The organism is Hahella sp. KA22, from assembly GCF_004135205.1.
Taxonomy (GTDB): domain Bacteria; phylum Pseudomonadota; class Gammaproteobacteria; order Pseudomonadales; family Oleiphilaceae; genus Hahella.
Genome location: NZ_CP035490.1, coordinates 2,428,220 through 2,447,430, shown reverse-complemented (window position 1 = coordinate 2,447,430; position 19,211 = coordinate 2,428,220). Strand labels below are relative to the sequence as shown.

18 protein-coding genes and 1 tRNA gene are annotated in these 19,211 nt (G+C 53.5%); 5 read left to right on the top strand and 14 right to left on the bottom strand.

The genetic code is table 11. From position 1 onward, the window contains the following. Positions 1-4: 4 nt before the first annotated feature. From EUZ85_RS11000 to EUZ85_RS10990, 3 genes are all read right to left on the bottom strand, one after another. Positions 5-562, bottom strand: a complete 558-nt coding sequence (locus tag EUZ85_RS11000) for a sigma-70 family RNA polymerase sigma factor (protein ID WP_011398644.1) — start codon at positions 560-562, stop codon at positions 5-7. Positions 563-691: 129 nt separating this feature from the next. Continuing rightward, on the bottom strand, positions 692-895 hold the full coding sequence (locus EUZ85_RS10995; protein WP_127969337.1) for a hypothetical protein: 204 nt from the start codon (positions 893-895) through the stop codon (positions 692-694). A gap of 175 nt (positions 896-1,070) precedes the next feature. Next, entirely contained in the window at positions 1,071-2,615 is a 1,545-nt protein-coding gene (locus EUZ85_RS10990; RefSeq protein WP_127969336.1) for a long-chain fatty acid--CoA ligase, read from the bottom strand. A gap of 179 nt (positions 2,616-2,794) precedes the next feature. Between EUZ85_RS10990 and EUZ85_RS10985 the strand changes: the two genes are divergently transcribed. Next, positions 2,795-4,264, top strand: a complete 1,470-nt coding sequence (locus tag EUZ85_RS10985) for a hypothetical protein (protein ID WP_127969335.1) — start codon at positions 2,795-2,797, stop codon at positions 4,262-4,264. On the opposite strand, the gene EUZ85_RS10980 is transcribed toward EUZ85_RS10985, so the two are convergent. Further along, a complete protein-coding gene (locus EUZ85_RS10980) occupies positions 4,218-5,213 on the bottom strand; it encodes a metallophosphoesterase (RefSeq protein WP_127969334.1) in 996 nt (331 codons plus the stop codon). The genes EUZ85_RS10985 and EUZ85_RS10980 overlap by 47 nt on opposite strands. A gap of 225 nt (positions 5,214-5,438) precedes the next feature. Here EUZ85_RS10980 and EUZ85_RS10975 point away from each other — a divergent pair, with 225 nt between their 5' ends. From EUZ85_RS10975 to galU, 4 genes are all read left to right on the top strand, one after another. After that, positions 5,439-6,479 carry an NAD-dependent epimerase/dehydratase family protein gene (locus EUZ85_RS10975; protein ID WP_127969333.1) on the top strand — a complete coding sequence of 347 codons (1,041 nt, stop codon included), beginning with the start codon at positions 5,439-5,441 and terminating at the stop codon, positions 6,477-6,479. A gap of 631 nt (positions 6,480-7,110) precedes the next feature. Then, positions 7,111-9,249: an adenosylcobalamin-dependent ribonucleoside-diphosphate reductase gene (locus EUZ85_RS10970; protein WP_127969332.1), complete on the top strand. Its 2,139-nt coding sequence runs from the start codon at positions 7,111-7,113 to the stop codon at positions 9,247-9,249. 137 nt (positions 9,250-9,386) lie between these two features. Further along, positions 9,387-10,076, top strand: coding sequence for an NrdJb (locus EUZ85_RS10965; protein WP_127969331.1), 690 nt, complete (start codon positions 9,387-9,389; stop codon positions 10,074-10,076). A gap of 147 nt (positions 10,077-10,223) precedes the next feature. Further along, positions 10,224-11,063 (top strand): UTP--glucose-1-phosphate uridylyltransferase GalU, encoded by an 840-nt coding sequence (galU, locus tag EUZ85_RS10960; RefSeq protein ID WP_127969330.1) that lies wholly within the window; start codon positions 10,224-10,226, stop codon positions 11,061-11,063. A 122-nt stretch (positions 11,064-11,185) separates the two neighbouring features. Here the strand turns inward: galU and EUZ85_RS10955 are convergent, their stop codons facing one another. The 10 genes from EUZ85_RS10955 to dapA all read right to left on the bottom strand — a co-directional run bounded on the left by EUZ85_RS10955 (position 11,186) and on the right by dapA (position 19,192). Next, positions 11,186-11,611 (bottom strand): helix-turn-helix domain-containing protein, encoded by a 426-nt coding sequence (locus EUZ85_RS10955; protein ID WP_127969329.1) that lies wholly within the window; start codon positions 11,609-11,611, stop codon positions 11,186-11,188. Positions 11,612-11,756: 145 nt separating this feature from the next. Next, positions 11,757-11,833, bottom strand: a tRNA-Val gene (locus tag EUZ85_RS10950). A 118-nt stretch (positions 11,834-11,951) separates the two neighbouring features. After that, on the bottom strand, positions 11,952-13,223 hold the full coding sequence (gene glp, locus EUZ85_RS10945) for a gephyrin-like molybdotransferase Glp (protein WP_127969328.1): 1,272 nt from the start codon (positions 13,221-13,223) through the stop codon (positions 11,952-11,954). Next, the gene (gene moaB / locus EUZ85_RS10940) at positions 13,220-13,786 is read right to left on the bottom strand and encodes a molybdenum cofactor biosynthesis protein B (RefSeq protein WP_127969327.1); all 567 of its coding nucleotides are present in this window, start codon (positions 13,784-13,786) and stop codon (positions 13,220-13,222) included. The genes glp and moaB overlap by 4 nt, the downstream gene beginning before the upstream one ends. 54 nt (positions 13,787-13,840) lie before the next feature. Continuing rightward, positions 13,841-14,476: a carbonate dehydratase gene (can, locus tag EUZ85_RS10935; RefSeq protein ID WP_127969326.1), complete on the bottom strand. Its 636-nt coding sequence runs from the start codon at positions 14,474-14,476 to the stop codon at positions 13,841-13,843. 3 nt (positions 14,477-14,479) lie between these two features. Then, positions 14,480-15,487, bottom strand: a complete 1,008-nt coding sequence (locus EUZ85_RS10930; RefSeq protein ID WP_127969325.1) for an NAD-dependent epimerase — start codon at positions 15,485-15,487, stop codon at positions 14,480-14,482. 110 nt (positions 15,488-15,597) lie between these two features. Then, positions 15,598-16,329 carry a TIGR04219 family outer membrane beta-barrel protein gene (locus tag EUZ85_RS10925; RefSeq protein WP_127969324.1) on the bottom strand — a complete coding sequence of 244 codons (732 nt, stop codon included), beginning with the start codon at positions 16,327-16,329 and terminating at the stop codon, positions 15,598-15,600. 197 nt (positions 16,330-16,526) lie between these two features. Beyond that, positions 16,527-17,237 carry a phosphoribosylaminoimidazolesuccinocarboxamide synthase gene (gene purC, locus EUZ85_RS10920; protein ID WP_127969323.1) on the bottom strand — a complete coding sequence of 237 codons (711 nt, stop codon included), beginning with the start codon at positions 17,235-17,237 and terminating at the stop codon, positions 16,527-16,529. Between the two features lie 26 nt (positions 17,238-17,263). Then, a complete protein-coding gene (bamC, locus tag EUZ85_RS10915) occupies positions 17,264-18,235 on the bottom strand; it encodes an outer membrane protein assembly factor BamC (RefSeq protein WP_127969322.1) in 972 nt (323 codons plus the stop codon). A 75-nt stretch (positions 18,236-18,310) separates the two neighbouring features. Beyond that, entirely contained in the window at positions 18,311-19,192 is an 882-nt protein-coding gene (dapA, locus tag EUZ85_RS10910; protein WP_127969321.1) for a 4-hydroxy-tetrahydrodipicolinate synthase, read from the bottom strand. Positions 19,193-19,211 lie beyond the last annotated feature (19 nt).

The window sequence follows — 19,211 nt, the reverse complement described above, 5'->3', positions numbered from 1 at the left end:
ATGGCTAGATTTTAAGCTCTTTCACCAGCCAGGCTTTGGCGAAACGCAGATCCCTTTCCACTGTGGAGAGGGAGACTTGCAGATATTCTGCGATTTCTTCCTGAGTCATCCCCCCGAAGAAACTCATCTCCACGATGCGCGCCTTGCGCTCATCCACATTGGAGAGTTTTTGCAGAATGTCTTCCAGATCAAGCAGGTCCGGCTGACTGCCGTCATCGCAAATCTGCGCTTCATGTAGCGTCACCTGAATATCGTCGCCGCCGCGCTTCTTACGTTTCTGCGCGCGGGCATGGTCTACAAGGATGCGACGCATGGTTTGCGCCGCTACGGCGAGAAAGTGAATACGATCGTTCCAGGCGACTTCCGCATCCACAAGATGCAAATACGCCTCATTCACCAGCGCGGTAGCCTGCAACATGTGCCCCTGACGCTCGCCCGCCATGTAGCGGCCCGCAATGGTGCGCAGTTCGCCGTGCAGAGATTCGATAATATGATTAAGGGCTTGCGAATCACCGGCCTGCCAATCGGCCAGTAGCTGAGTTACGTTGCGAGAGCCAGCCATAGTCTTTAGTCCTGCTGAATTCGGGGGAACATGCATTCCCTATGCTGAAGAATCTTGTTTATTCTTCGTATTTTAGGGAGCTGAGGGGCGGCTAGCAAACTAGATTTTCAGACAGCGCGTTCCTTCGCGCTAGTTCCACTGCTCGTCAACGGCTTTCAGCAGTTGCGGTTCTTGCCAAGTGAAATTGAATGCGACTTCCTGAATGGCGGCATGCGCTTTTTCTTGCTCGCCGGTTTTCTGGGTAACGGTTTTTTCGCTGCTGTTCTGCATTAGAAATACTTGGAACATCACCATCATTAACGCAAGCAGTGCTGCAAAGATGTGTGCTTTCATTTTCTTTCCCTTAGGCCTGAGGGGCCTTAGTCGTATATCAGGGTCGTTACTGCCTGTTTTCCTCCTAATAAGCGCCCTCAAAAAGAAAAAGCCGTCATCTTTTCGTAATTTTTTATAACAAATCGCCTATGCCCTTTCCTGTTTGCACTCAAGGGCATTGGCGTTCGCAGCTCTCTTAAAGCGTCTTGAGCTCCCTCTTTAAAATTTTGCCGGTGGCAGTCATTGGCAGGCTATCGCACACCTCTACCAGACGCGGATATTTATACGCCGCCATTTTGTTTTTGCACCACTCCCTGATCTCCTCTCCGTCAGCCCTGACGCCCTCTTTCAATATAACGAAGGCTTTAATCTCCTCACCGTATTGCGAGTCCGGCACGCCCACCACCGCAGCCAGAGACACCGCCGGGTGCGTCAATATAGTTTCTTCCAACTCACGAGGGTAAACGTTATAGCCGCCCCGGATAATCATGTCTTTCAGGCGATCCACGATGAACAGATAGCCGTCTTCATCCATATACCCAATATCGCCGGAGTGAAACCAGCCCTTGCGTATGGCGTCCGCCGTCGCTTCCGGTCGATTCAGATATCCCTTCATTATGTTATGCCCACGGATCACAATTTCTCCGCGCTCACCTCGGGCGACCTCAGCGCCTTTCTCATCGACGACCTTGATATCCACACCCCAGATGGGCACGCCCACCGAGCCCGGCTTACGGGGACGATCCAACACGTTGAAAGAAGCGACTGGCGACGTTTCGGAGAGACCATATCCTTCCAGAATCGGCACCTGAAATTTGGCCTCAAAGCCGCGCAGAATCTCAATGGCCAACGAAGACCCGCCCGACCCGCATAGCCGCAAGCGGTCGCGAATCTGCGCTACCGTGGCCTCGTCCAGCTCGATGCCGTGCAACAACGCCCAATACATGGTGGGAACGCCGCAAAATACAGTAATGTCTTCCTTCACCATAGCGTCCACCACGGCTTTAGGATCAAAACGGGGAATCAGCACCAGTTTATTGCTGTTGTAAAAGCCGCCGCACATCTGCACGGTCTGTCCAAACGTGTGAAACAACGGCAACGCCACCAGCTGGTTATCATCAAGGCGCGCTTCGCTGAGTCGGGCGAATTGCGCCACATTCAGAAAAATATTAGCGTGAGTCAGCTCTGCGCCTTTGGGCTTACCGGTAGTGCCGGAGGTATATAGGACCACTACGGTGTCATCCGCCTGAGTAACAATATCCGGCGCCGGCTCATCGCCTGACAGAAGCTCATCAAACAGGGCGGGGATGTCGCTTTTTACCAATCCCGCTCCACTGGAAATCAACCAAAAGCGCTCGCACTCGGCGACAGCGTGATAAGCCGCCGCGCCTCTTGGGCCCAAAGGCAGGTCGGCAACGCCTTCGAAACAGATATAGGCCCTGGCTTGCGAATCGCGCAGGTGATAGGCGATTTCATCTTCGCTGAGCAAAACATTTAACGGAACTGCTACCGCACCCGCTTTGACGATGCCGAAGTAAGCGATAGGAAAGAAATGGAGATTGGGACAGCTTAGCGCCACCCGGTCACCGGACCGAATGCCCGCCGCCAGCAAATTATTGGCGACCTGGTTCGTCATATGTTCGACCTGAGCGTAGGTCAGACGAACGGCTCCGCACACCAGCGCTTCCTTTTGAGGATGACGTTTGGCGCTCTCAGTAAGAATAGTGGCTAAATTCAACATGGATTCCCTCCGCAAGTATTATTCTTGTATAGGCAGATGTTTATTCATCATAGTCCGGGCCGCCGCTTACGAAAACAGTCGGTCAGGACAAAAACTGGGTCAGTCCGCTTTATCCGAGGCGCGCATCCTGCCCTGCCTGAACAGGCCGCGGAACTCTATCCATGCGTAACGAGGATGATATGACTACCACCATCAGGCGTCTAACGTTAACGGTCTTATTAATGACCCTGTCCGCCTGCGCCTCCGTCGGCTACCACCCGACAGAAGCGTCAGCGAGGCCCTCCCCCCTTCCCTGCGCCAATGATTGGAGCCAATTTCAGCAGGCGGTCTCCCGTCAGCATACATTCGATGGACAAGACTGGCCGGTTCCCCATTACGAATACCTGCGCATGGACCGCACTCTGTCGCTCCTGAGCAAAAATACGCTGAACACAGAACAAAGACGTGATTGGCTGGCGCGCGCCTACGCTAAAGGCCGCCTGGCCAGAAACATGGAAAATCAGCGCCTTTTTCAACCGTTTTCTCTTGATGCGCTGGAAAGCTGTCTGCATCGGCTAGCTGCTAAACTAGTCGACCAACCTGCATTCTGGCGTCATCTACAGACCCTGAGTTATCCAGAGGATTACATCAGTCTGCGCCGATGGCTGGGATTCTCCGCCGTATTGCAACCGTTGATCAGCTGGCGTGTTGACGTCTTGAATGACGAAGTGACTGCGGCGTTTCAAGATTACCAACCCGAAGGCGCATGGCGACGTTACATACCGGCTACCCAGATCAGCGCATCGCCGGTCAGTTTCCCATTGCCCAAAGACAGCATGGGATTACCTGCTCTTTCTGAGCAGGAATGGCGGCGCTTATTCGCCTATTACAGCCCTGACTTGATCGTCGAAACGCGAGGCGACTTCGATATCCCGGGACGGCCAGTGCGCGAAGGGCAAAGCTGGACCACCGATGCAACGCCCACCGCCTATACACTGGTCTCTCAGACTTACTGGCAAGGGCAGTGGCTACCGCAACTGGTCTACGTTTTCTGGTTTAACAGCCGCCCCAAAACCAATCCCTTCGACATCCTGGGGGGAACCCTGGATGGTCTGATGTGGCGAGTGACGCTGGACTCACAAGGCGCGCCACTCTTCTTTGACAGCGTGCATCCTTGTGGCTGTTATCATAAGTGGTATCCCGTCCAGGCCAACATTCGCTTTACTGGCGCGCCACCAGGCGATGAACGCCTGATCATCTTACAGCCTCCGCCCGAACTTAGCTCCGAAACGCCCGTCATACGTTTAAGCTCAGGCGCGCATTATGTCGTGGGATTGGAACACCGTCCCCGCGAGGGTATTCAGGAGGGAGCTCCGACTTATCAATTACAAGATTACAACGCCCTGCGCCTGATGCGCGATGGCGATACCTGGCGTAGCCTGTTCCAACCCGATGGTTTAGTAGAGGGGACAGAGCGGCTGGAGCGATATCTGATTTGGAATATGGGCGTCCCTTCCGCAGGAGCCATGCGACAATGGGGACATCACGCCGTCGCCTTCGCCAGCCGGCGCCACCTGGATGACCCACTGCTGTTTCAACGCTATTTCACCACAGAAAACAGGTTTAACCCGGATAAAACGTATGCACCACCACTTCCGGCGGACAATTAAAGCGCACTGGCAATAGCGAGCTGCCGGCGCCAGTGCTGGTGTAGCCGTCCATATCGCGCCAACGCCAGTTTCCTCTGCCGACAAAACGCGGACAATCCGAGTCGAGAGTAATCGCAGTTCCACCTGGCAGACACACCTGGCCGCCGTGGGTATGACCACACAACATGAGATCAATGCCCGCATGCGCCGCCTGTTTGAAGATTTCCGGCGTATGTGACAACAACAGGGTATAACGGGACATATCCAAGCCCTGGGCCGCCATCTGCAGATTGTCCACGCGATAGTAGTGAGGATCGTCCACGCCCACGATCTGGATTTTCTCTCCTTCTCTCTCAATCAGCGCAGACTCGTTCATCAACATGCGATAGCCCATATCCTCCAGAGGCGGCAGCATACGGATACTGTCGTGATTGCCGAAAATGGCGTACGCCTCGCCCCGCAGTCGTTCACGCAGGAGCCGCATTCCTTCCAAAGCGCCCTCTTCGGGACCATAGGTCTGCGCCCGATAATCGCCAGTGATCACACACAGGTCATATTCCAGGCTACCGGTTATCTCCAGCAATCTGGCGGTGATCGCCGCATCCATATCCACATGGAGGTCCGTAAGATGCAGCAGACGAAAGCCCTTGAACGCAGCAGGAATCTTTCTGTGTCGCACGGGATTGTGAGTCACTTGAATGTTTCTGGCGTTGCGCCGCCCCCATTCATACATCCCCGCCAGTTTGAACGTCCAGCGCATCAGGGTTTGCATGGAGTACCAGTTTTCCGGGTGGAAAAAGTTAATGCCTCCGCCGCCGAATACCCGTTGGGCATGATCCTGTTCTATTCCCAGGCGCTGGCGCGCATGCACAAATCCCAGACGCTGCTCCAGCCTCGTCAGTAAATCCGCGTCATCGTGTATTTCAGTTTCTGGAATGGAGCGGGCAAGCGTCCGGTTCACATCGCTCATGAAAAATAGTGATCCTTTGGGTTGATCCGCCATCGGCCGGATAACTTATGACCAATGTGAACTAAGCATAGTCGAGAAAGGGCAAAAAATTCGCCTGCAAGGGGCATTTCGTCTGGGCTCGCGTCTCCGATGGAGGTAAGCTACCCGCATTCCAATGCTAATAGTACTTATGACCGATTAGATTATTACAACAGACAAAGACAAGACCATCACGCTGGAGACATCATGAAAGTATTGGTAACCGGAGCAAACGGACATATCGGCTCCCACGTGGTAAGGCAACTACTCGACCAAAACCATGAAGTACGCGCCTTTGTGCGCAAAAGCTCAGATTTGCGCGGGCTCAACGGACTCAAGCCTGAGTTCGCCTACGGAGACGTCAAAGATCCCGCCGCCGTGGAAGCCGCCGCCGAAGGTTGCGACGCCATCATTCATATGGCCGCTGTGTACAAAACCATCGCCAAGTCCGTCGAGGAAATCGTCGAGCCGGCCTTGCAAGGCGCAGAAAATGTATTCAAGGCCGCGCACAAGCACGGCATCAAGCGTGTGGTATACACAAGCTCCGTGGCCTCCATCGGATTTTCCTATGATCCACAGGCATTGCGCAGCGGCGAGGACTGGAATGACGACGCGCAGAACGCCTATTACGTAGCCAAGACCCGCAGCGAGAGAGCCGCGCAGAAACTGGCCCGCGAATACGACATTCATCTGGTGGTCATCTGCCCCGCTATCGTGTTGGGCCCGAACGACTATCGCATCACTCCCTCCAACCAATTAGTGATGGATTGGTTGAACGGTTTCGGGCAAACCTACCCTGGCGGGTTAAATCTGGTTGACGTGCGCGACGTCGCCGCCGCTCATGTCGCCGCGTTAAGCAAAGGGGAAAACTGCAAGCGTTACGTCGTGGGCGGAGAGAATATTGAGGTCAAAGAAATTGGCGTCGCCTTGAAGCGCCTTACTGGCGTCAAACCGATCCACCTGCCAACCGGCCGCGGGCTTACTCTGACATTCGCCCGCGTGGTGGAGACGCTGTGCAAGCTGCTGCACATCAAACCGCCATTTACCTACGATCTGGTCTACGAAGTTGTGGGCCGCTATGCGTACTATGATTGCAGCGAGTCGGCCAAAGATTTGGGAGTCAAACCTCGTGACGCGGAAGAGACACTGAAGGACTGCATCGCCTGGCTACTGTCCCAGAACAAACTAAAGCCTCGCGTCGCCGCCAAAGTGGCGCCCAAAATCCCCACCCATCCGGCTTCCGCTTAAAGCGAATTTGTGACAATCCCGTATAGGAAAGTAAGGCTGTCGCGGCCTTACTTCCTTCCAGCCCACACCCCTTCACCGCGCATCATTTTGGTTAAATTTTAAGCTTTATAGCAACACTATATATAGTGGGCGCCTGATAGACGCATTTTTACTATGCAACCTTGCTGTCATATTCGCCGCCAGCCCAGAAATGCGGCGGCCAAAGGTCTGATAAACGCCTTCCACAGGCCTTTACCTACGCTAAAATGATTTTTTTCTCAAGCCTTCACATCACATTATATAGTGCTATACTTTGCGGAAATCGCCATATATAGGGTCAGAGTCGCTAACAGCACGCATTCTGACAGTCAAGTCTCCGATGGGAGTCCCTACCTGTAAAATGGCGCGTTCTCTCCAGGGCCGCAAAGGCCCGGACATACACAGAACTTCATCGGACACCAGGTTTTTCACAACCTGCCGCACAAGTAAGGTGCACAACATATTGTGGTCGCCAGTTTTTGTAACGCAACACAGGAAGTTTACCTTGCGAATCAGTCGTATCTCGCAGCGCTATCTGGAATTGGCGGTCTGACCAACAACACTGCAGTTTTAAAATAAACCTTGTTCGGGGTTAGAAGATTTGAGGGATATTATGAACGCTAAAGTCCAGCAGCTTATCGCGCCTATTGATATGCAGCCCGCTTCCGTCGATATCTGGGAAACCAAATACCAACTGAAAACCAAGTCAGGAGGCCCAGTGGACAAAGACATCCTGGGCACTTACGAGCGCGTCGCCAAGGCGCTGTCCTCCGTGGAAGCCGACAGCATACGCGAGAAGGTGCTGGCGGACTTCGTATGGGCGCTGGAAAACGGAGCCATTCCAGCCGGTCGCATCATGTCCAACGCTGGCGCGGAAGAACACAAGCCCGCCACGTCCACGATCAACTGCACCGTATCTGGCAGCATCATGGACTCTATGGACGACATTCTGCTGAAGAACCATGAAGCCGGCCTCACCCTCAAGGCTGGCTGCGGCATTGGTTATGAATTCTCCACACTGCGTCCGAAAGGCGCTTATGTAGCCGGCGCCGGCGCCACCACTTCCGGCCCATTGTCGTTCATGGATATCTTCGACAAGATGTGCTTCACCGTCTCCTCCGCCGGCGGACGCCGCGGCGCGCAGATGGCCACTTTCGACGTGCATCACCCGGACGTCTTTGATTTCGTTCGCGCCAAGCGCGAAGATGGTCGCCTGCGTCAGTTCAACCTGTCCCTGCTGATCACTGAAGACTTCATCAAAGCGGTTCAAAACGACGAAGATTGGCGTTTCTCCTTCCCCATCACTCGCAAAGAAGCGGAAGAAGACAACATTGACGTCAACGACGAAACTCAATATCTGTATCGCGACTTCCCGGTAAAAGACGGCTACATGACAGATGAAAGCGGTCGCGTCGCCTGCCGTATTTACCGCACAGTTAAAGCGCGCTCCATCTGGGACGCGATCATGACGTCCACTTATGACTTCGCCGAGCCAGGCTTCATCCTGATCGACAAAGTCAATGAAATGAACAACAACTGGTTCTGCGAGAATATTCGCGCCACCAACCCCTGCGGCGAACAGCCTCTGCCGCCTTACGGCAGCTGCCTGCTGGGCTCAGTGAACCTGACCAAGTTCGTGGAATATCCGTTCACTGAAAACGCCAAGTTCAACTTCGACAAGTATCGCAAGGTCGTGGCGATTTTCACCCGCATGCTGGACAACGTGGTGGAGATCAACGGTCTGCCGCTGGAAGGTCAGCGTCACGAAATTCAGTATAAGCGCCGCCACGGCATGGGCATTCTGGGCCTGGGCTCCACGCTGGCCATGCTGCGCATGCCTTACGGCTCCGACGAATCCGTCAGCTTCACTGAAGAAGTGTGCCGCGAAATGGCGCTGGAAGGCTGGCGCCAAGGTTTGGAGCTGGCGAAAGAAAAAGGCCCAGCCCCTATCATGGAAGACACTTTTGTCGTTACCGAAGAAATGCTGCGTCTGCGCCCGGAAATGGCGGAAGACGGCCTGAAAGCCGGCGACAAACTGAAAGGTAAAGTGCTGCACGCCAAGTACAGCCGCTACATGCAGCGCGTTGCGGAAGCCGATCCCAAGCTGGTCGACGCGCTGGCCAAAAAAGGCGCGCGCTTCACGCACCATACGTCCATTGCTCCTACCGGCACAATTTCCCTGTCTCTGGCTAACAACGCCAGCAACGGCATTGAGCCCAGCTTCGCCCATCACTATTCCCGTAATGTGATTCGCCAAGGCAAGAAGACCAAAGAGAAAATGGACGTGTTCTCCTATGAGCTGCTGGCGTATCGCCACCTGGTTAACCCAAAAGCCATGCCGTTCTCAGAAGACGCCGAAGCGCAACTGCCTGCGTACTTCACCACCAGTGACGATGTGACGCCCAAGCAGCACGTCGATATTCAGGCGGCGGCGCAACTGTGGGTGGACTCCTCCATCTCCAAGACCGCCAATGTCCCTACCGACTTCCCATATGGGGAGTTCAAGGACATTTACATGTACGCCTACGAAAAAGGCCTGAAAGGCTGCACCACCTTCCGCTTCAACCCGGAAGCCTTCCAAGGCGTACTGGTCAAAGAGAAAGACCTGGAGAACACCTTTTACGAGTTCACCACCGAAGATGGCCAAACCATTAAGCTGAAAGGCAACGAAGAAGTTGAGTACGACGGTGAAACCCACACCGCCGCCAACCTGTTCGACGCCTTGAAAGAAGGCACTTACGGAAAATACTGAGGCGAAGTCCTGGCGATTTCGTAAAATCGCCGGGTTTCTCCATAGAAAATGTTAAAAATGGGCGCATAATATGCGCCTGCAGCTAGGTTTTCCCGGGAAAGCCTGAGCAAAGCCACCGTACACAAGGGTATACAGTCATGGCTGTTAAAATTGAAAAGAAAATTGTCGGCTACAAAGTTCACAAGCCCAGTGACGTTGCGCCGGCGAGCGAACCGGTTCAGGAGCAACCGCAGCCGGTTGAAATGAATGAAAAAATCGAGCGCCCGGATTTCCTTCTCGGCACGACGTATAAAATCAAACCCCCGGTGTCGGAGCATGCGTTTTATATCACCATCAACGACATCCTGTTGAATGAAGGCACCGACCACGAAACTCGTCGTCCGTATGAAATCTTCATCAACTCCAAGTCCATGGAACACTTTCAGTGGGTTATCGCACTGACGCGGGTTATCTCCGCCGTGTTCCGCAAAGGCGGCGACATTACCTTCCTGCTGGAAGAGTTGCTCTCCGTACATGACCCCAGCGGCGGCTACTACAAGAAAGGTGGTGTTTTTGTCCCCTCTCTGGTGGCGGAAATCGGCGCAGTCATTGAAAAGCACATGAAAGCGCTGGGCATTATCGAGTCCGAAGAATTGAGCGATGCCCACAAACGCATGATCGCCGAGAAACGCGCAGAGTACGAGGCGCGGCAGAAAAATGAAGCGAATGCAGATGGCTCCGCCTTCCCTGCAAACGCGACAATGTGTAAGAAATGCAGCCAAAAATCCGTGATCTTGATGGATGGATGCCAAACATGTCTCAATTGTGGCGACAGCAAGTGCGGCTGAACAACTGTTAATAAAGTTGTTATGAAATCAATGTCAAAATAGGAGGGTAAGTCCCTCCTTTTTTCGTTTTTGGAAACGGTGGACCGAGATTTGCAAGATAACTAAATCCAAGTAGACTAACGCCCTACACAACTTCAAGGAGAATATATGATTAAAAAGTGCCTGTTTCCGGTAGCTGGTTATGGAACCCGATTCCTGCCCGCCACCAAAGCCATGCCTAAAGAAATGCTGCCTGTCGTGAGCAAACCACTGGTTCAGTACGGCGTTGAAGAAGCAGTCGCCGCCGGCATGAACTCTTTCGGTTTTGTTACCGGCCGGGGTAAGCGGGCCATTGCGGACCACTTTGATATTTCTTATGAGCTGGAACAACAGATCAAGGGAACCGGTAAGGAAGAGCTTCTATCCAGCATTCGCAGCCTGATAAATAACAATAAATTCTCATTCACCCGCCAAAATGAAATGAAAGGTTTAGGACACGCCATTCTTTCCGGACAGACTCTGATCGGCGACGAGCCGTTCGCAGTCGTGCTTGCAGACGACCTCTGCATGGTGGAAGAAGGCGAGGACAGCGTGCTGGCCCAGATGACCAAGCTGTACAACCAATTCCGTTGCAGCATTGTGGCCATCCAGGAAGTTCCACACGACGAAGTTCACAAGTATGGCGTCATCGCCGGCGACCCAATGAAAGAAGGCCTGTTCCGCGTCACAGACATGGTAGAGAAGCCGCCCGTCGACCAGGCCCCGTCTAACTACGCCATTATCGGCCGCTATATTCTGACGCCGGATATTTTCGACATCATCCGCGACACAGAGCCCGGTAAGAACGGCGAAGTTCAAGTGACCGACGCACTGCTGAAGCAAGCTAAAGACGGCTGCGTGCTGGCGTACAAATTCAAGGGACGTCGCTTTGACTGCGGCAGCATCGACGGTTTCGTCGAAGCTACTAACTACGTCTACGAAAATGTGTACAAAAAAGGCCTGATGTAAATCTTCAGCTTTTTCATGCACCAAAAAAGCGCCCAAGAGGGCGCTTTTTTATTGGAGCGCCCCACTTTCTAGAATAAGACATACTGACAACGCAAAAGAAAATAGGCGCGAACTAGAGAGGGTCACTCTCCGTTAGTCATTAACTGCAGGATAAAACGCTTTTTATCTTCATCACTGGCGCGAAAGCGTTTCAGTAACAATCGCTCCGTTGAATCAGGCAGCGCCTCTTCCATCACCTTGGTCAGACGCTCAATGACCGTATCCAAATCTCCATCCTCGCCCACCTCAAAACCAGGCAAGTCCAACTGAGAATTGGCTTTCTCGTTCTGATCAAAATCCAGCAGCGCATCCAGGGCAACGCCCGTCTTTACGCAAAGATCAAACAGGTTATCAATAGAAGGGTAACAACGCTGGGATTCAATGGGATTTTCCCAACCAGCCACAACCGTGACATCCACCTGACAAAAGGTAGCGATGTCCTCAAGGGTAAGCTTTTTCTTGTGCCGAAAATCCCGAAGGCGCTGATAGAAGGTTCGAAGATACTTCATGCCCCGCTCCGTGACTGGTTTTCGGCAATCGTATCACTAAAAAGTCAATACAAACCAGCCATTCAGACGCCACAATGGCCTGAATATGGCAAACTATTTTTGAATGACTTAAGAAACTAAAAAGATCACTGACAAAGAAGGGAATTGGTAGGACCGACCAGATTCGAACTGGTGACCTCCACGATGTCAACGTGGCGCTCTAACCAACTGAGCTACGGTCCTGCTGTCAGCGGGGGCGTAAGATAACAAAGAAGCCTGACCTGAGCAAGCACTTTTATTCATATTACGCACATCCGTTAAATATTTGATTCCTTCTATGAAATTCGACTAAAAAACGTCCTTACAACCCCATGGAGATAAAGGAAATATACTCCACCAGATCTCCACGCTGAATCGTCGTATTCGCTGGCGCTACGGCAAAGCCATCCGCCCAGCTCGCGGAAGACAGCACGCCTGAGCTTTGATTGGGGTGCATTTCCAGCCCCGCCCTTCCCTCATCGTCCACAGAGACTCTCACGCGCAGATATTCCTCACGCCCGCCCGGCTTAGGGATATCAAACAAAGCAGGTAGACGCGCCACCGCGGACGCTCCACTCTCACCAGCGCCCTGCATCTTCAAAATGTAGGGACGCGCCAGTATGCAAAAAGTCACGAAGACGGCGGCAGGGTTACCGGGAAGACCAAGAAATGGGGTCTCGCCAACCTGTCCAAAAGCAAGGGGTTTACCGGGCTTTATGGCCAACCGCCACATATTCAGCTCTCCGTTCGCTTCCACCGCGGCCTTGACATGATCCTCTTCTCCCACCGAAACGCCGCCGCTGGAAACAATCAAATCCGCACCCGCAGCCGCCTGCAATAACGCCTGCTCCGTCGCCTCGTAGGTGTCGGCTATTACACCAAGATCGATAATCTCGCACTGAAAGCGAGATAACAGGCCACACAGGGTGTAACGGTTCGAGTTATAAATTTTTCCCGCCGGCAGAGTCGCACCGGGCTCAACCAACTCATCCCCCGTGGACAGCACCGCCACCCGAAGTTTGCGACGCACTTTAACCTGCGCAACGCCAACGGAGGCGATCAGACCCAGGTCTTGCGGAAGCAGCTTTTTACCTGCGCCAACAACGATCTGCCCTGTCTGGATATCCTGACCGGCCTGACGCAGATTATTGCCTTGCCGCACCCCAGCGGGAACAACCACTGCCTCGCCTTCCAGCCGACAGTGCTCCTGCATGACGACAGCGGCTGCGTTCTCAGGAATAGCCGCTCCCGTAAAAATGCGCGCCGCAGAGCCCGCCTTCAAAGGGGCAGGACTTTCTCCCGCAGGAATACGCTGAGAAATTGGCAACGTTATTTCCAGTTCCGCCTCGCAGGCCTCTCTGGGAATGGCGTAACCATCCACAGCGCTGTTATCCGCCGGAGGGACCATAATGGTCGATACCACATCCTCCGCCAACACTCTGCCAGCCGCCTCAAGCAGGGGGACAACTTCATCCCCTACGATAGGCTGCGCAGCCGCCTGCAGAATACGCTTGGCGTCCGAGACAGGCCGCAGCCCGGAAGACGGCGCGTCACAACTGTGGCGGCTATGCGCCGGAGTATTGGAAGCACTCATCCGCGAGGTCCGCAGCCGGGCTTCTCAATACCTTCAGCAGACTTTCCCGGCTGTTTCAACAAGCCAACAAAGTTACAAGGCTTATGTCGCGCATCCAGTTGTTCGGCGATGATTTTATGCCAGGCGGTTTTACAGGCGTTGGTAGAGCCCGGCATGCAGAATACCACCGTGCCATTAGCCAGCCCGGCGATGGCTCTGGACTGCACCGTGGAGGTGCCGATCTCCTGGTAGGAAATGGCGCGAAACAGCTCTCCAAATCCTTCCACTTCTTTATCGAACAGTGGCTTGATCGCCTCCGGGGTACTGTCTCTGCCGGTAAAGCCTGTACCGCCAGTGATCAACACCACCTGCACCTGCGGGTCCGCAATCCAGGCGGAAACCACCGCCCTCATCAGATAGACGTCATCCGGAATCAACGTCCGATCGATAATTTCGTGTCCCGCTCCCCGCGCGCCGTCCACAAGAGCCTGTCCGGAGGTATCCGTCTCCTGCGTGCGAGTATCGGAAACGGTCAATACCGCCACATTGAGGGGCATGAACTCGGCTACGATATGCTGTCCCATGATTTTACACCTTGACCATTTGTGTCGGATTCTGCCGGGAGCAGGCAGAAATTACTATTTCCCAATATAGGTATACACGGAACCCAGTTGCTCAGGGCCGGACTGGGTCACCTGAAGGTCTTTGAGCAACCCGTCGCTAAGCCCATAGCACCATCCATGCACCGACAACGGTTGCCCTCTGCCCCAGGCGTTCTGAACGATCCCTGTGTGGCAAACGTGACGCACCTGATGCATTACATTCAGCTCACACATACGGTTAACCCGCTCATTCATATTTTTGATGGCGTCCACTTCATCCTGATGCTGGGCGTAAATATCCTTGATATGCCGCAACCAGTTGTCGATCAAGCCAAACTGATCCGCGCCCAACGCAGCACGCACGCCGCCGCAGCCATAATGGCCGGTGACGATAATGTGCCGCACCTTCAGGACTTCCACCGCAAACTGGATGGAGGAAAGGCAATTGAGATCTGAGTTGACGACCACGTTGGCGACGTTACGGTGCACAAAGACCTCTCCAGGCAGCATGCCGACGATTTCATTCGCCGGCACGCGGCTGTCAGAACAGCCGATCCACATATAAGTGGGCGCCTGCTGGCGCTCCAGAGTTGGGAAAAAGTCGGGGTCAGCCTTACGGACTTTCTCCGACCACTTTTTGTTATTTAAAAGAAGCTGATTAATTTCGTCCATCTATCACACACGATAATAGTCACGATACCATTCAACAAATTTCTTAACGCCCTCTTCCACTGTCGTGGACGGACGATAACCCACGTCGTCGATCAGCGCCTGCACATCCGCATAGGTGGCGGGCACATCGCCAGGCTGCATGGGCAGCAGATTTCTTTCCGCCTTCTTGCCCAGGCACTCTTCCAGAATTTCTATATAGCGGGACAGCTCAACCGGGTTGTTGCTGCCGATATTGTAAATGCGGTACGGCGCTTTGCTCGTGCCGGGATCGGGCTGCATGCCGTCCCATTCAAGGTTACTCGGCGCAACATGATCCAGCGTACGGATAATGCCTTCCACGATATCGTCGATATATGTGAAGTCGCGCTTATGCTTGCCATAGTTGAATACGTCGATCGGCTCGCCAGCGATAATCTTGCGCGTAAAGATAAACAACGCCATATCTGGACGCCCCCAAGGACCGTAAACGGTAAAGAAGCGCAAACCAGTCGTCGGAATTCCATATAGCGAGCTATAAGTATGAGACATCAGCTCATTGGACTTTTTGGTTGCCGCGTACAGGCTCAGTGGGTGATCCACATTGTCATGCACGGAGAAAGGCATGGATTCGTTAGCGCCGTATACAGAGCTGCTGGAAGCGTATACCAGATGATCAACCTTGTTATGACGGCAGCCTTCAAGAATATTCATGTGCCCCACCAGGTTGGCGGACACATAGGCATGCGGGTTTTCGATGGAGTAACGAACGCCGGCCTGAGCGGCAAGGTGAACCACGCGATCAGGCTTGTGTTTGGCGAATAGCGCCTCAATGCCCTCGCGATCCGCGACATCCAGGCGTACATCAGTAAAGCCTTTGTATGGCGTCAAGCGTGCGAGACGGGCTTCTTTCAGGGAAACTTCATAATAATCATTGAGGTTATCGACACCGATGACCTCATCCCCACGATCCAGCAGCCTCAATGCGACATGAGAGCCGATAAAGCCGGCCGTACCTGTTACCAATACTTTCATTTTACATCCCCCTATACGAATTCAGTCTCGAAGCGCGCCCGGCGAAAAACAGTGCGCCAGGCGCTCAAAAACAACTCAAACGCCCTGTAAACAATCAGGGCGCAGTCACATCAGAAATGAACGCTTACTCCGAGATATGGTCCGCCGATATCCACATCAGCGTCCACATCGCTGACATCGTCCAGCTCCAGTTGCATTTCACGCCAACCAAGCTCAACGCCCACCACCTCAATTTCATAGTTGATGCGGGCGGCGACGTCGAGCATACGGTTGTCGCTGTATTTCAGGCCTGCAAGAGATGCGCCGACACTTAAGCCGGTAAGAGGAAGGTCCACACCCACTGCGCCATACAGCATCGGCACGACTTCGTCGATGGCTGTGGTGCTTTCGTTTGTAGATGCGCCTTTTTGTTTAATAGTGATCTCACCGTCAAAAATACGGGCCTGCAGACCAAGGTCAAGTGATACGACATTATCTAAAAGACGCCAATAGGCTATAAGGTCGGTATGAGTCAGATCCACGTCGGTGTCGACATCGCCAGTAAAGGTCACGCCATCGAATGTTTTGGTCAACGTGCCTTGGCCGTTCTGGCTCAGCTCAGTGTATTGCAGACGCAAATTGGGCAGCCCGGGAACAAAGTGCTCAAACGCCACATAGCCCTGAATGAATGTGTCGTCGCCCAATCCCAGATCATTTTCCAGATCCACGGATTCTGAACCCGACTGCACGTCGCCGGTAAAATCCGCGTTCCAGCCGCTTACGCCGGCGAACAGCCCAATCGTATCAGCATAAGCGCCGTTACAGGCAATCGCCGCCAATAACGTCATCGTTGCTCTTTTCATTAATTATTCCTCTATTTCATTGGCGAATAGCCCGCCCTGCTTTACCAGATGGGCTTAAAGTAATGAGAGGAGCCTGCGTAAGGCCGGGCGTCGTGCGAAGGCTCCCGGGCACAGCTTAATTATTGATTATGAACGCTTGCTGAACCAACTTTATTTACAAAAAGGGCCGGCGATAGCCGACCCGATTAGGAGAGTGATTAGAACTGGACGCCCAACCTGCGGCCGACTTCTTCGTAATATTCGATGACGTCGCCCAGATCCTGACGGAAACGGTCCTTGTCCATTTTTTCTCCAGTAGCCTTGTCCCAGATACGGCAGCCGTCAGGGCTGAATTCATCGCCCAGCGTGACCTTGCCGTCAACCAGACCGAACTCCAGCTTGTAATCCACCAGAGTCATGCCGGCGACGTCGAACAAAGACTTCAGAATCTCGTTCACTTTGAAAGTCAGCGCTTTCATTTCCTCCAACTGCTCATCCGTCGCCCAACCGAAAGCCCGCGCATGATGCTCATTAATCATTGGATCATGCAGCTCATCATTCTTCAGGAACAGTTCGTAAGTTGGAGGAGTCAGCTCCACGCCTTCCCGAATTCCAAGCCGGCGACACAGGCTGCCGGCGGCCACGTTACGCACAACGCATTCCACAGGAATCATCTGCAAACGCTTAACCAGGGACTCACGCTCAGAAAGCAGGCGAACAAAATGTACGGGCACGCCAGCTTCCGCCAGCTTGCTCATAATGAAAGCATTGAATTTATTGTTTACTTCACCCTTGCGGCTCAGCTTCGCTTTCTTTACACCGTCGAAAGCGGAAGTATCGTCACGGAACTCCATTACAAACAGGTCCGCGTCATCCGTTTTAAAGATCGACTTGGCTTTTCCAGAATACAGCTCTTCGAGCTTTTGCATTGAGGGCGTCTCCGCAGTTAGTTGAATTAAGACATGTTATCCAGAATCTTGTTCAGCAGGATCAACTGCTCTTGCCGGCCAACGCCCGACGACGTTGGTTCGGAGGATATGTGTACGCCATCGTCTGCCGGAGACAGCAAAACACGGAAGTTGAATCTGTCGGACAGTTTCTCTTCCTCTTCGCCGCCAAACCAGCCAGACCACCAGCTTGTGTTTTTCTCATGCTCTTTCTCGACGAAGCGCACGAAGTACACACCCTCGCTCCGGTTGATATCAATCACGGGAATGCGGCTGTCATTCAACGCCTGTCCCAGCGCAAACCAGGCGCGATCATAATTGAGATCCACCCGCAGATAGGGCTGATCAGCATTCTCCACCAACGATACACGAGACTCGCCGCCAATATTCTGAGCCACCAGTGAGTAACTACCCAGACTCTCGCCCTGATCGCTCATATACTGACGCATATCCGTCAACAGGCTTTCCTGCTGAGGCGTTGGACCCGCCAATGACATACCCTGGACCGTCACTCGAACTTCTGAGCTCAGTCTTTTCAAACCTTGCTGCACTCGCACTTGCAGTTGCAGTTGCTCATTCCTGACATAGGGCTGCAACTGCATTTTTCCGACAAACTCAGACGCTTTCAGCGAGTTCATCGGCAGGCTCACCTGCATACGCCCTTCCGCGGTATCCACTTCCGCCACACTGCCGCCGATAGACTCCCAATAGCGTTTCAGCGCAGGCCAGACTTTCCCTGGCGGCTCACTGGCCAGCAACCAGATATCGTCAGCCGTTTTCTTGATGGCGAAATGCTCTTGTAACAGATCAGAGCCAGGCGCTGGCGGAGGCGGAACCACGAAGTCTTTGCTGGCGACAAACGCCTTTTCCGCATGCGGCACAGGGAAACGGTCCTGCAGGCGACGGGTGGAATACCACTCCGGCACGACCAAAGGATCGCCGCGCTCAGCCTGCATATATTGATTGGAACGGTCAGTCATGAGACTGCATCCCGACAGCCCCGCCGCAATAAGAACACTACTCAATAAACGTTTCATCAAAACAGAGGCCGTCCGTTATTCGCTAATCAGATCCAACGCCAATAGAGCGTCGCGCACTTGAGGTCTGCGTTCAGGGCTCAACTCCGTCAGTGGGAGACGAATTCCGGAACTGATCAGCCCCATTTCAGTCATCGCCCACTTCACCGGGATAGGGTTGGATTCAACGAACATGGCGCTATGCAGGGGTTGCAGTTTCTCCTGTAAGGCGCGAGCAGCGTCCGCATCGCCTTTCAAAGCGAATTCACACAGACTGGACAATAATTTAGGCGCCACGTTGGCGGTGACGGAGATGTTGCCCTTGCCGCCGGCGAGCATCAACTCAACCGCCGTGCCGTCGTCACCAGAATAAACCGCAAACCCCTCAGGAGAAGCGTTAATAAGCTGACGCCCTCTATCCAAATTGCCGGTAGCGTCCTTAATCCCCACTATGTTTGGGATCTGCGCCAGCCGCAGTGCGGTTTCATTGGACATATCGCAAGCGGTGCGCCCAGGTACGTTGTAAAGAATCTGTGGAATATCGACGGCTTCCGCCAGCTTTTTGAAGTGCTGGAAAAGACCTTCCTGGGTGGGCTTGTTGTAGTAGGGAGTCACCAGAAGACAGGCGTCAGCGCCGGCTTTTTTCGCCTGCGCCGTAAGATGCAGAGCTTCGGTCGTGGAGTTGGCGCCTGTGCCTGCAATAACGGGGATGCGTCCATTGACGTAATCCACCACTCGCTTGATAACCGCTTCGTGCTCTTCAAAATCCAGGGTCGCGGACTCCCCTGTTGTGCCTACGGCGACAATGCCGTGAGTGCCGTTATCAATATGAAAATCGAGCAATCGGTCAAGGTTTGGCCAGTCAATGGCGCCATCCTCAAGCATGGGAGTCACCAATGCAACCAAGCTACCTTTTATCATCTTGTTCTCCACGTATTAA